The organism is Paraburkholderia sp. LEh10 (genome assembly GCF_017814945.1).
In the GTDB taxonomy this organism is placed as follows: Bacteria; Pseudomonadota; Gammaproteobacteria; order Burkholderiales; family Burkholderiaceae; genus Paraburkholderia.
The window spans coordinates 1-13,090 of record NZ_JAGIPX010000118.1; the positions used below are offsets into that span (position 1 = coordinate 1).

A 13,090-nucleotide genomic window follows, 5' to 3' on the forward strand; every position below is an offset into this window, starting at 1 on the left:
CAGGTCTTGCAGGTTTTCTCGCTGCCGCGCGGCGCGCGGATCGTGCGGGTCGGGTCGAGACGCGGGTCGATGTGTTTTGGACGGTCCATGAGATTTTCGAATGAGGGGTCGGCGAGCCCGGTTCAGGTCAAAAAGCGCATCCTTGAATCACGCAAAGCGCAGCGTCTGACCGATATCCAATTTTTTCGCTTTTTCCAACAACGCGTGCCCGAGCGCGATATCACTCAGGCTAAGACCCCGATGCCAGAAAAGGATAGTTTCGTCATCGCGTTCACGTCCCGGCTTGAGGCCCGCAACAATCTGGCCGAGTTCGGCGTGCAGTGTCTCCTCGCTCAGTTTGTCTGCGTCGACATGCGCGCGCAGCGCACCAAACGGGAGACCTTTCCTACATTGCCCCCAGTCATCGACAATCATCTTGTCCATGATGTCTGTCAGCGAGAACTCGACCGCACTCATCGTGCCGTAGGGCACCACAAAGGCTCCTTTCTTGATCCATTCAGTCTTGAGTAGTGGCTCCGGAGCTGGCAGACGAGAGGCTTCGACAACGATATCCGCATCGCGCACACATGCTTCCCAGTTATCGACAACACGTACCGGCTTGCGAAGATCTTTCGAAAGCCTCGCAGCAAACGCATAGCGGCTTTCGGTACGCTTCGAGTGCACGCGGATCTCCTCGAAATTGAAGAAGTGATCGAGCAACCGCACGTTCCAGTATGAAGTTCCGCGCGCACCAATGTGGCCGAGCACCTTGCTGTCCTTGCGCGCAAGATACTTAGCGCCGAGCGCGGTTATTGCGCCGGTGCGCATGTCAGTAATCGAGGTCGCATCTAGGATTGCTTTCGGAATGCCGGTTTGTGGATCGAACAGATTGAGAAGAGCCAATTCCGATGGCAGGCCATGCTTATAGTTGTCAACAAAGTCGCCGACCGTCTTGACTCCAGCGAGGCCCAACGGATGGATCACACCGCGCAGCACATTGAAATGCCCCTTTTCAGAACTTTCCGGAATCAGGTGCATGCGCGGCTCGATTACGGTCTGTCCTCGGCCCTGTGCCTCCAGTCCTCTCTCCACCGCGCCGAGGATTTCCTGATCTGTCAGCGCCAAGTGCGCTACGTCGGGACCGTTGAGGTACGTTAGATGGATAGATTGCATGTAGTTATTCTCCAATCGTGGATATGGGGCTGTTACGGCGCACACGTCGCGACCAGCAGCCAGCCAATACTTAAGCGTAGCAAGGTCAAAACTAAATGTCTATACATTTACTGACGTTTCGCGTTAAGCCCTATTAAATAAGCGCATTTTGCTAGCATACCCAACCTGTATGTATATACTTTCCGCCTCATCGACCGAGCACTCAAGATGTGGTTTTCGGATGCGGTGGAGGCTGGCGACCAACTGATGCTTTTGAGTTGGCAAGCCGCCCGCGTCGAGGTTCGGTCACGCTTGTGACTTTCCGCGATCCCCAGCGTCCCACGTCAATAGGTCTTGCACGTTTCAAGCTCCGCAGCTCGAAAGCGCCAAAAGACGGCTGATCGCGTTGGACGAATTGGAACCAAATCGAGACCAAATAGAACCGAGCACTCGATATTATTTTCTCACCAACCTTTGAATACGGAGAGAATGATGATTGACATGAAGAACCTCAGTCGACTGAAGAAACTGGATGAAAACGCACCTGGAGCTGCAAAGAGCTTCTGGGCGTTTAACGACGCGGCGTTTGCTGAGGGGGCTCTTACCGTTCAGCAGAAACAGCTCATCGCAGTCGCGGTCGCATTGACAACGCAATGTCCCTACTGCATCGAACTGCATACCAAAGACGCTCGAGACGCCGGAGCAACCAGCGAGCAGCTTGCCGAAGCGGCTCTCGTTGCAGCAGCAATCCGCGCTGGCGGGGCAGTGACGCACTCTTCGCACCTGTTCAAGGAGTGATTCATTCGGGTCGCGCCTCCGGTGCGTCCTCGGCGAACAGTCAGAACTGAGTCTCGGTTGACGCTCGGAAGGCGCCCGAAGTGCTCGCGAGCGTACCTTGTCCGTCTTCCCTTAAGGCCGAGAGGAAGACGGACAGCATTCAGAGATGTCCGTCTAAAATCTGCTGTACAAGCTCGCTTCTTTTTGAGCGAGCCTGAACAGGGACACCGTTCACTGGAGCTCGCCTGCCTGAGACTCAAGTGAAGCGGCAGCTGCTGCGGGTCGCTCTGGTTCATCTGCTGGACTCCTTTGGTCTGGCCACCCTCCATGTGGTACACGGAAGGCCGCGCCCGCACGCGGTGCGTGCGCATATCGCTGAAAACGCTAGCAGACGAAGTCTCGCAAGAATGCGTCTCGCGGAGACCCACCGAATATATGCACGCGTGTTTATTGCGGTGGCCATCTAACGAGATGACCTGATAGCCGGTGCAGTGATATACGCATCGCGACGCGGCAGGAACACGCATGTTCCATCATCGCGAGATCAATGTGCTGCAGTTCATTCTCGCATCGAGACGTAGGCGTCTCACGGACGAAATCCGCGCCCTTTCTGCACCGTGCGCGGTCGCGGATGGCTGCTGGCGGAAGATTTCAACCGGAGACGACCATTCCGTGATTGATCCACGCTTGCCAGTTATGCTCAAAGTCAAAATCGCTGTCACGCGCCAGCGCAGCGTCGAGCGCATCGCCCATCGCGGCACCGTTGCGCAGGTCACGGAGCATCGCGAAGGCATTCGGCGATACCACCACCACCTCTGGTCCAGCGAGGTCGGACCACATCCATCCACTGTGGCCGTTCGCAATCGCGTGGCTCGAGGTTCTCCCGAGAGTTGCGAGCCGCGAGCCAAAGATCCGCAGCGCTCGTCGAGGTATGTAGCAGCTCAACGGCCGGATGAAGCCGGATCGAAGAATTTTCTAATGTCTCTCGCGTGCATTGAGCCCAGTGTTCCGGCGACTGCGTCAACGCGTCCGCTGCAAAATGGGCTCGGTGGACAAGCCACTCAAGACGGGCGACATCTGCCAGATAGCGATATGTGGCGGTCGGAGGCCAGGCCGCCAGCAGTTCCGCCATCCGGCTTCCGAACCGGTTGAGGTCGTCAGCCCACGCCGGATCCGCAGCGCCGTATTCGCGTGAAAGCGTCAAAAAGAAGTCGCCGCCCAACAGCTCGCGAAGCACGGGATAAGCGGATGCCAGCACCCTGTTCCACATCTGCCTGAGATTGTCCCGATAGAAAGCGACGCGCTTTCTGTTCTTCGCTTCATCACCGACAAGAGAGAGCAGCAAGCCCTGCTCGGCATTGACGTTCAGCAGTGCAGTCGCAAACTCGAGATGCACATCTTCAAGAGATTTGTCCATCCATCCCTCCCCTGTCGAATGCTTCCGCAACCCTTCTCGCCGTCGACGCTTCGTCCAGAAGAACACGGATCGGTGGAACGTCTGTATCCCACTCGATGAGCGTTGACACGGACCCGAAAAGCTCGACCGCGTAACCGTATAGCTGCCATACATCGGTTGATATCCGGTCGCCATGGTGATCCACGACAAAGTACTCTGTAGCCAGATGTCCTCCCAGATGGATCTCCGCTACAGCATCCGGTGGGATCCGCCCCAGCGCGTCGAACGCATCTTGACCGTGATTGCACTGGTTCACATAAAGGTTATTCACATCGAGGAGAATCGCGCAGCCTGTGCGGCGCACAAGTTCCCGAAGGAAGTCACTTTCCGTCATCTCGTCCTGTCGAAAGCGAACATGGTTCGAGACGTTTTCAATCAAGACGTTCCGCTTCAACACCTCCTGCATCTGGGCGACGTGCCGTGTCACCACATCAAGGGAGTCCAACGTGAAAGGCAAAGGCAGCAAGTCGTGCAGATGACGCGTCAACACAGTCGACCAGCACAGGTGCTCGGATACCAATGCTGGCTGAAATTGATTAACCAGTGATGCGACTCGATTAAGGTGCTCAAGATCTAGCGGTCCCGCCGAACCGACACCGAGCCCTACGCCATGGAAGCTTAACGGATAATCCCTCCGGACCTGCTCAAGAACGTGCAGATCGTAGCCATCATCGCCCATGTAATCTTCAGTGTGGACCTCCAGCCAATCAACCGGCTGCTTTGCAGCCAGGAAGTCAGCGTAGTGCGCATGGCGAAGACCTACGCCCACGCCAAGATGATGAGTCGGGCGTACTGCACTGGACGCGCGAACGGGCGTTGACTCGAGCAGTGAATGTCCGGTTGTTGCCATGATTACGTAACGCCTCCTTCACCGACAGAAAATCGCCGGCGGTGTCGCTGATTCAGTTAAAGGAATTGGTAAAGATGTTCAACGCGTTCGCTGGCGAGATGTTCGTCAACTGCGTTTCGGTATATCGGGTCGCCGGGCTTCACTGCGATCGAGAACCCTCAGACTGCGATGAGCCGCTACGCAGCAAGCCGATGACCGCCCACCCCCGGCCTTCGCTATGGCCGGAACCGTTTGACGCGGACCTACTCTCGGTCGAGATTTGGCTGCGGTTCCCGTATGTCGCTGTCGCCAAGAGTACGATCCTGCTCGTTGTCGGTGTGACTCAAACACGCGGATCTCGCGGCGATGAATTTGTTACAAGCTCGCCAGTTTAGAAGAACGGCCACCGCTCAATAGGTACAAGAAACGTATATTCGACTGGGACATCGGCACAGTCCTTCCTGACGTGAAGTCCCTCAATGATCATGGTCCAGGCAGCGGGCGCGACAGTGTCCCGGTAGCCCCCTGTTATCGATCACTACGGACCGCCGATGTTCTTCGTTGGACGCGAGACGACGTCGGCCACGAGTTACAGTGTCAAGGCGTTCATTCGCTACGAGCGTAGGGGATCGAGCGATTTTGGCTCTGCCAGCCCGCGGCGAGCAGGCTGATACCCTTGGTGATTTCTTGTACTGGTGTTCCGCCAAAACCGAACACCAGCATATTGGACGCACGCCCCGCGCTGGAGAATGTGCCCCCCCTGTATATGCCAACACCTTCTTCATCCGCTGCGCGGCACAGCGAGTCGATGTCGTAACCAGCATTCACTCGTGCGGAAACGTGCAGGCCGCACGTCGAGTCCAAGGGTGTGAGCCATGTGGAGAGACGGCTCCGGATCGCTTCGAGCAGAATCGCGCGCCGCTTCTTGTACTCCACACGCATACCCGCCAGATGGACAGCGAAATCGCCACTTATCATGAACTGCAGCAAGGTATTCTGGACAAGCATGGACGTTTGCCTGTCGACAATCCATTTTGCCCTCTTAAGGCTATCGAGCAGCCAAGGAGGTGCGACAATGAACCCAAGCCGGTAGGCCGGCGCCAAGGTCTTTGACAGGGAACCCAGATAAATGACGCGTTGCTCCCTGTCAGCCGACTGGAGGCATGGAACTGGCATTCTTCCATGGTAAAACTCACAGTCGTAGTCATCTTCAAGGATCACGAAATCGTCTTTCGCCGCACGTGCAAGCAGCATTTTCCGTCGCGCCGGCGTGAGCGTAACCCCCAGCGGAAACTGGTGATTGGGGGTACAGTAAAGTCCGACGAGTCCTTCAGGAATTTCCTCGACCTTGACCCCTTGCTCGTCCACTTGAAGCGGAAAAGGTTCACTCCCGGATAGCCGCACAATCTGGGCGACGACGGGAAAACCCGGATCCTCCACACCAAACGACGTCCGCGGTCCCAGCAATAGTCTCGACAGAAGATCAAGTGATTGGTGCGTGCCGGTGGTAATGACGATATCCGCGCCGGTACAACGAACCGATCGCGATTGCCGCAGATAGGCCGCAATCCGCTCGCGCAAACGTGCATCTCCTTCTGGCGGGCCATATTCTGAAAGGCGCCCCGGCTCCATATCGGACGGCCATCGGCCTAAGCGCCTGCGCCGGAAAACCTGTTCGGCTTCCTCGGAAACTTTTCCGGGTCGAAAATCTACTTCAACGTCCTTGTCCTTCAGCACGAATGTCTTCACTGGAAGACGCTCAGACCATTCGGCTAGACGTAATCGTGACCCGGAACTAATAGCTGGAGAATTACTCTGTTGTGGACTCGTGCGTACGTATAAACCCGAGCCGACGCGGGCCTCGAGCCAGCCCTCCGCTATCAATGCCGCAGTGGCCTCTCTTATCGTGTTGCGAGACACCCCAAGCTGGATCGCCCAAGTTCGGGACGCAGGCAGGCGCTGGCCCGCTTCCAGTCGCCCGTCTGCCAATGCAGAGTAGATGCCTTCGTACACTTGCTGCTGGATCGGACCCACGCCGTCTAGCCGGATTAAAAGGTCGTCCACGCGGCCTCCCTTCAATTTCACATTTCCGTCGACCGTTCGTCTTCCCTGACGAATGTCTTTCTACGGCCCAATTCACGCGGGCAACTTCGGCCCACATCCCCAATTGCAAAATCTTAGAATCGTTAAGCGTCATCTACGCGGCATATCTCCGCGCCTGCGCGCGGTGAAACACTCGGAACCACGACTATGAACTCTACGATTGCTCGAGCTGATCGGACCTCCTCACTTTACTGGCACTTCGCGCCGACCGTGCTAGCGCTGGGCTATCCGTGGTATCTCACGAGATTCTACGAAGCGACCGGCAACCACAGCACCGCTGGCGCATTGTTCGCTATGGCATTGGTATATGCGGTGCCTGCTAGTGCGTTTGTCAGCCTATTGACGCTCGGCCGGCTCGATGTAAGTGGAAGGCAAACCGTCATTTTGCGTCGTCTTTCGCACCTAACATTTGCCTCACCGCCGCTGTATGTCATCGTAGGGGTTTTGCTTTACCTCATGAAAATAAACGGGGCAGACGGAAAGGTATGGCTCGGTTTGTGGGCTGCTGTGATTGCCGGAAGCCTATTGACACTTTCCGCCGAGCGAAGTGATACCGTCCTCTCGCGACCGACCGTGAACACGAGTCGTGTCCGCGTGCTCCATGGTGTAGCATCCGTCGCCATTATCGCAGTGTACCTGTTTCCCCATCTGAGTAACCACGCTGTCGGCATCTTCGGCACCGACGTCCATAAGTCCGTCATGCTTGTGCTGCGCCACGTTTATCGGGCAGGATGGCTTGAACCTATTCTGATCGCACTTTTCTTCTTTCAAATCGTAAGCGGACTCGTACTGTTGGCGCCGAAGTTTAATCTCAAACAGGACTTTCTCGGGGCAGTCCAGACAGCAACCGGCGCTTATCTTGTAATTTTCATTGCCTCGCATATTAATTCTGTATTCATCCTCGCTCGTTACTTCGGGACAGATACCGACTATGCATGGGCAACTTATGAACCGACAGGTCTGATTCGTGACGCATGGTCGGAACGCCTGATTCCTCACTATTCGCTCGGCGTATTGTTTGTTCTTTCGCATATCGCCTGTGGTCTCCGGACCGTTATGCTCGCGCACGGTGTAAGTATCCAAAAGGCAAACCGAATCTGCTGGACCCTTATTGCCGCTAGCTCGGTTTGGACTGTAATCATCGTGGCGGGCATGCTTGGGGTTCGTATCTAAACTATCGGTCTCGCGGGACCACGGCCCGCGAGAGCAAACCTTCCATGCAGCAAACAGCCAATCGGCGAAAAGGTGGACGTTAGCCGCTCGCAACCATTGGCGAGATTTGCTTGCGGCATGTGCGTGCCTCGACGGGATTTCCCGTCAGCTGCATTTCCTCCAACATCACGGCGTCAAATACGGACAGTTGAACGCCTCGAAGCGTCATCCGTGAAATCCCAGAGGCCATAGTGTTTCCCGTTTCGCCCGGAGTCGCAGTTGACTCCGCCACGGGGCTTGTCGCGGCTCCTCATTTCGGAAGAAAGAAGGCGTGTACGGGCACCCCACGCAAAGATCAAGAACCGCCGGCAAAACCAGCTGCACAAGCTCTTCAAGGCGCTAATTGAGCGCCCCCGGCGCAATCTTCATCGGCAACGTGAACGCTCCGGCGCTTGTCACGGCACGGACGGGGAAATGCTTGCTCGACGCCGTCTGGAGCCTGTTCCGGATCACGCTGCAGTACAAGGACGACCACGTCGGCGTGCGATTCGAAGGGCTGGAAAGGACTCGAAATAACAGAATGAGCCCGTCCGGCATGTGGCGCGTATCATCAACGCGACATTAAGGCGGCAGCACCCATTCTCGCGTCGGGACATCGCCGTCTTGAACAAGATGGTCCCGTCCTCACCGCGCATATCACGGCAACCAGGAGCTGAGCCCAAGGTCACTTCAACTCGCGATTCGCTCTGCAAGCCTGCGAATGAACGGGGCCGCAGTCACGACCACGGGGAGCATGGTCAGCCACGATATTCCCCATGACGTCAGCCAATGCGGTACAAACATGCCGCCTTTGAGAAACGAAATGCTCGCAATCGCGGCAGCGATGGCACTAGTTAGCCCCGCTTGAAGAACGCCAAAAACGAAGTGACTATAACGAGACGAGATCTTCAGCATACGGATCACCTTTCGCATATTTCGACGCAGCGCGTTCGCGCGTCGTATCAGGAGTCTTCATTGTATGCGCAGTCGATGCCTCTCACCAGTCTGTCCCGGAGCAAAAGAATGCTCATTCGTATCATCACATCATGCAGAGCTTACTGAGCCGAACATTCCGTATTCCCCGTCCCCCCGATGCTCGCCTTTGCGACGAAGCCGATGGGCAGCGACGGCACCGCGCTGCCTGTGGCTTCCCAAACGGGTTCAAGGTCTAAGGTTACTTCAAAACCTTTGTAGGGGTACGTTCTTTGCGTGTGATGCGGCCAATAACGTTTCGGCGGTCCAGTGTGTAAGTGATGTTCGTCTCTCGTGCCGAAGAGGCTATTAAGAACGCCAACGGTGCTTGCTATCCGGTCTCCGGTGTCAGCAAACCGGCCAGACGGCCGGTGTTTCGCCGGCGGTGCCTCGCAGTCGTCCGAACGGTCTTGCCTACTACAGCGCACTTTGATCCTGTTTCTGGACACCGTATTTCGTCATATATGCTTCTCGAAGCGATTCTTCTGAAGCTCCCTCTCCAAAGCGGTAGGCGGGTGACAACAGTGGTAACGCCTCGCGCACGTCGATCCGGACGACGTGATCAACGGGATAATCCGAGCCGTTCGTCCGCCAAACCCATTCCGCGACGAACTTCCGATCAACATCCCCAACGGGCAGCACAGTTGCCCTCCCGTTGAAGCGGTACCCTCGCCGGGCAAAGACATCGACTGCATTGATAGAGATTTCCGGATTACGTCCGATATTTTTGATGGTTTGAGGCGAGGCGATATCCGCGAAAAACAGTGTGTCATTGCGTGCGATAAGCGACGCTTTCGGCGAAAGATTCGGCGATCCGTCTTTGTTTACTGTCGCGACGAACGAAAGGATCGTGCGCTTGATTATGTCGAGCATGTCGGCGGTAAGAATCGGCATCATAGGCTCCTAAGTACCAGCGGCGGAGTGCCACCAAGGCTTATACTATGAACTCGATGGCATATCGCATAGAGCCAAGATTCGGCGCGCTCACCAGGCCATGATTCGCACACAAACAGGCACTCTATCTCCACTGGACCCGGCTTCTAAGGAGCCCTTCTACCGGCAAGTTTATGTCCGGTTTCGCAATGCGATCGCCGATGGCCGTCTTGCTCCCGGCGACCGAGTGCCGTCGGCTCGCGCGTTGGCCACGGAGTTGGGCTTGTCCAGGGGAACCATTGAGGCGGCCTACTCTACCTTGATTGCGGAGGGCTACTTCCAGCCTCGCGGCCAGGCGGGCACTTTTGTTGCGCCTGGCCTAAAGCCGCCGTTGTCGGCGCCAGCAACTGCCGAAGAGCCCCTCGCTTACGCCCCCGGTACGTTGAACATGCGCCCGGTTTCGCTGCTACCGCTGCAGATGGGACTCCCGGCATTAGACGCCTTTCCCCGAAGGCTGTGGACCCGCTTGGGCGCGCGTTGCATACGGGCCGCGCAGATAGCTGACATGGTCTATCCCGCCGCACATGGTCTGGCCGCGTTGCGCGGTGCGATCGCCACGTACCTTCAGCTCGCCCGTGGCATCGACTGTTCCCCCTCACAAATATTCGTCACGTCTGGGTATCGCAACACATTGGAGTTGATCGTCCATGCGCTCCTCGAACCAGGCGATCATGTCTGGGTCGAAGATCCCGGCTTCCCACCTACTCAATTGTTGTTGCAACACACAAACATTTCGGTCACCCCGGTCCCGGTCGATGAGGAAGGGCTGATCGTCGCGCATGGAATTGCCACTGCATCACGTGCGCGTGCCGCCATTGTTACGCCTGCACATCAGAGTCCCCTTTGCATGTCGTTGTCTTTACCGCGCCGCCTGTCACTGCTCGAATGGGCATCAAAAAACAAGGCATGGATTGTGGAAGACGATTACGACGGCGAATACCGATACGTCGGCCGTCCGCTACCCGCTCTCAAGAGCCTCGATCGACACGGGCGTGTGCTCTATGCAGGCACGTTCAGTAAGGTTCTGTTTCCGGGTATTCGACTGGCATATCTTGTCGTACCCGAAGCACAAATCGAACGTTTCGAGCGCATCAGCCAGATCTTTTCAGGCGGCGGTCCGCAACTGACGCAGGCCATAGTTACCGAATTCTTGACGGAAGGTCATTTTGCCCGCCACATCCAGCGTATGCGTAAGCTATACGGCGAGCGCAGGAAAGCGGCGGCGACCGGCCTGGAGCGAATCCTCGGCGCGCACATGCGGATCGAACCGCAGCCAGGAGGAATGCACCTAGTACTTCGGATGCGGCGCGGCGGTTCTGATCGTTCCCTCGCCGAGCGAATACGCGGTCACGGTATGTATGCGCAAGCGCTGAGCGACTGGAGCATCGGTAGACAGGTAGAACCGGCCCTGCTACTCGGCTTTACTAATATCGACTCCGAGAGCACTGCCGAAAAACTCGGACGGCGCATACTGAAACTGATGTGAGCGCTCTATATGGCCTATAAAATGACGCGATTTTTGGCTCTGTGCTTCTGGGCCATCGCCCCGCAAGATACAAACTGCGTAGCCGTCTATCCTTAGAAACGGCTCGCGAAGCGCGGTACGCCGCCGACCATGCGACCGCAACACATAGCGATCCATCCTCGCATAAACACTGCTCTTTTGGGCGAGTCCACCGATGAACGATCTTTCCGCCTTCCCCATCACACGCAAATGGCCCGCACAGCATCCCGAGCGCATCCAACTGTATTCGCTACCCACGCCAAACGGTGTCAAGGTCTCGGTGATGCTTGAGGAGACCGGGCTACCGTACGAACCGCATCTAGTGCGCTTCGATACGAATGATCAGATATCGCCCGAATTTCTCTCGCTCAATCCCAACAACAAGATTCCGGCAATCCTCGATCCGGCAGGGCCGGATGGCAAGCCGCTCGCCCTCTTCGAATCAGGCGCCATCTTGATCTACCTCGCCGACAAGGCCAGGCAGTTCATCCCGGATGACGCGGCAGGACGTTACGAAACGATTCAATGGTTGATGTTCCAGATGGGCGGAATCGGCCCGATGTTCGGTCAGATCGGATTCTTCAACAAGTTCGCCGGGAAGGACTATGAGGACAAACGCCCGCGCGACCGCTACGTTGCCGAGTCGCGGCGCTTGCTAAACGTGCTCAATCGGCGCCTCGCCGAGCGCTCCTGGATCATGGGAGACGCGTACACGATCGCCGACATGGCGACGTTTCCGTGGGTGCGCAATCTCGTCGGCTTTTACGAAGCTGGAGACCTGGTCGGTATCACCGATTTCCCGCATGTGACGCGTGCATTCCAGGCGTTCCTCGCGCGCCCAGCCGTTGCAAAGGCTATCGATATCCCAAGCCGCTCATAGAACACACCTTTCTAGCAGTAACGATCGCCGCATATGAGCAGCGGACGGTTTCCTACGAAGACACACGGACTGGTCAGCAGCGAATTGGCGTCTCGGTGCCGGCTTGCAGCTTAAAGTCTGTCACCGAGCTCATTCGGTGACCATTAGCTCGATGGTGCAAGTCTGTACGCAGGAGTAACAGTGGTCCCGCTGACGGGCAACGGTGTTTCCGCCGTTGCCGATGGTGCCTTCCCGATGCAATACGACCGGCCACGCCGGTTGGCGTGTCAACTCTCGGAAGGAGCCTGAGACACTGCAGCCCTCGCGTCCGGGCAGAAAAGCGTCTTCAATGCGATCGTCGGCTCCCCGTTCCGCGATCACGCACGACAATCGCATTGCGTAACGTGTCGTGCAAAACCAGCGATGGTGCACACTACAGACTGCGGAATTCTCGTGAGAAGGTTCTAGCTGGGCTGTGAGCGCTCACCCATTCATGGAGAACGCTCAAAGCATCATGAACCGGTCTCAGAGGTCGCCTGTGTACTCGCCGCGTGCCGGGTAATCATGCTGAATCGCGAAATCGAGAGCCTGCAGTAGCTCCTTAAAATTGGGGCGCACGAACGGCATAGACTGGACGGAAAGATAGTAAATGGTCCGGTCTGGATGCAGCAGGTACAAGCCAGGTTCGGAGAACATTTCAGGCTCATCGACCCCGATAGATGATTTGCCACGAGATGTGGAGATATAAAGTCCCCATTTTCGGGCTTCTGTTAGCGGTATTCCATAACCGATGCGCAAGCTGTTAGCAGCAACCTTTTTCTGCATCTCTCGCGCGCGAGGTTCGCTATCGGAACTGATGGCAATCGTCGTAATGCCTCGCTCAGCGAATTCTGGAGTGAGTCGTTCCAGCTCTCTTAGATACATTGCACAGGTGGGACAATGAAGCCCGCGATAAAAACAAATCAGCGTCATTCGCCCAGGCACTTCCGAGGCGAGGTCGAACGGACCGTGGTCCAGAGTATCAACGACAAGTGCAGGTGCCGTCTGACGAGGGAAAAGCATCGCGCAACTCCTTTCAAGATCGATGATTCGCGCCGGCTGACGCGAGCGCTCTACTTTCGCATATTTTTTAGAACAAGGAATCCGAAGACATGACCGAGAGTCCGGCGTTATGCGCCGTGCTACAACTCTTTAGCATCTAGTGCCGCACCGCCGTCGTCGTTGGTCTCCGACTCGATCTGAGGTATGTTCTTAGACGGTGTTATGAACTTTGAAGTACTGGCACTGCATGCACGAGCATAAGCATGGCGAAGACCACGAAATGAAGCCCGGCAA

General features: G+C 56.5%; 12 protein-coding genes. 4 read left to right on the plus strand and 8 right to left on the minus strand.

Annotated features, from left to right (window positions below):
- Positions 1 to 147: 147 nt before the first annotated feature.
- A complete protein-coding gene (locus J8I87_RS41770) occupies positions 148 to 1,152 on the minus strand; it encodes an ornithine cyclodeaminase family protein (RefSeq protein ID WP_209938378.1) in 1,005 nt (334 codons plus the stop codon).
- 480 nt (positions 1,153 to 1,632) lie between these two features.
- Between J8I87_RS41770 and J8I87_RS41775 the strand changes: the two genes are divergently transcribed.
- Complete coding sequence (locus J8I87_RS41775; RefSeq protein ID WP_245254566.1) at positions 1,633 to 1,929, plus strand: carboxymuconolactone decarboxylase family protein; 297 nt, start codon at positions 1,633 to 1,635, stop codon at positions 1,927 to 1,929.
- A gap of 630 nt (positions 1,930 to 2,559) precedes the next feature.
- Here the strand turns inward: J8I87_RS41775 and J8I87_RS45865 are convergent.
- The 4 genes from J8I87_RS45865 to J8I87_RS41790 all read right to left on the minus strand — a co-directional run bounded on the left by J8I87_RS45865 (position 2,560) and on the right by J8I87_RS41790 (position 6,257).
- A complete protein-coding gene (locus J8I87_RS45865; RefSeq protein ID WP_280923154.1) occupies positions 2,560 to 2,691 on the minus strand; it encodes a hypothetical protein in 132 nt (43 codons plus the stop codon).
- The gene (locus tag J8I87_RS41780; RefSeq protein ID WP_245254567.1) at positions 2,681 to 3,325 is read right to left on the minus strand and encodes a putative DNA-binding domain-containing protein; all 645 of its coding nucleotides are present in this window, start codon (positions 3,323 to 3,325) and stop codon (positions 2,681 to 2,683) included. Before J8I87_RS41780 ends, J8I87_RS45865 begins: the two co-directional genes overlap by 11 nt.
- Complete coding sequence (locus J8I87_RS41785; RefSeq protein ID WP_209938379.1) at positions 3,309 to 4,214, minus strand: DUF692 domain-containing protein; 906 nt, start codon at positions 4,212 to 4,214, stop codon at positions 3,309 to 3,311. The genes J8I87_RS41780 and J8I87_RS41785 overlap by 17 nt, the downstream gene beginning before the upstream one ends.
- A gap of 585 nt (positions 4,215 to 4,799) precedes the next feature.
- Positions 4,800 to 6,257 carry a PLP-dependent aminotransferase family protein gene (locus J8I87_RS41790; RefSeq protein ID WP_209938380.1) on the minus strand — a complete coding sequence of 486 codons (1,458 nt, stop codon included), beginning with the start codon at positions 6,255 to 6,257 and terminating at the stop codon, positions 4,800 to 4,802.
- A 186-nt stretch (positions 6,258 to 6,443) separates the two neighbouring features.
- Between J8I87_RS41790 and J8I87_RS41795 the strand changes: the two genes are divergently transcribed.
- Positions 6,444 to 7,469 (plus strand): hypothetical protein, encoded by a 1,026-nt coding sequence (locus tag J8I87_RS41795; protein ID WP_209938381.1) that lies wholly within the window; start codon positions 6,444 to 6,446, stop codon positions 7,467 to 7,469.
- Between the two features lie 708 nt (positions 7,470 to 8,177).
- Here the strand turns inward: J8I87_RS41795 and J8I87_RS41800 are convergent.
- Positions 8,178 to 8,402 (minus strand): DUF2798 domain-containing protein, encoded by a 225-nt coding sequence (locus tag J8I87_RS41800; RefSeq protein ID WP_180733374.1) that lies wholly within the window; start codon positions 8,400 to 8,402, stop codon positions 8,178 to 8,180.
- 474 nt (positions 8,403 to 8,876) lie between these two features.
- Entirely contained in the window at positions 8,877 to 9,356 is a 480-nt protein-coding gene (locus J8I87_RS41805) for a pyridoxamine 5'-phosphate oxidase family protein (protein ID WP_245254568.1), read from the minus strand.
- Between the two features lie 97 nt (positions 9,357 to 9,453).
- Here J8I87_RS41805 and J8I87_RS41810 point away from each other — a divergent pair, with 97 nt between their 5' ends.
- Both J8I87_RS41810 and J8I87_RS41815 read left to right on the plus strand, forming a co-directional pair.
- The gene (locus J8I87_RS41810; RefSeq protein ID WP_209938383.1) at positions 9,454 to 10,878 is read left to right on the plus strand and encodes a PLP-dependent aminotransferase family protein; all 1,425 of its coding nucleotides are present in this window, start codon (positions 9,454 to 9,456) and stop codon (positions 10,876 to 10,878) included.
- A 193-nt stretch (positions 10,879 to 11,071) separates the two neighbouring features.
- Complete coding sequence (locus tag J8I87_RS41815) at positions 11,072 to 11,776, plus strand: glutathione S-transferase N-terminal domain-containing protein (protein WP_209938384.1); 705 nt, start codon at positions 11,072 to 11,074, stop codon at positions 11,774 to 11,776.
- Between the two features lie 504 nt (positions 11,777 to 12,280).
- On the opposite strand, the gene J8I87_RS41820 is transcribed toward J8I87_RS41815, so the two are convergent.
- Positions 12,281 to 12,817: a peroxiredoxin-like family protein gene (locus J8I87_RS41820; protein ID WP_209938385.1), complete on the minus strand. Its 537-nt coding sequence runs from the start codon at positions 12,815 to 12,817 to the stop codon at positions 12,281 to 12,283.
- Positions 12,818 to 13,090: the final 273 nt, after the last annotated feature.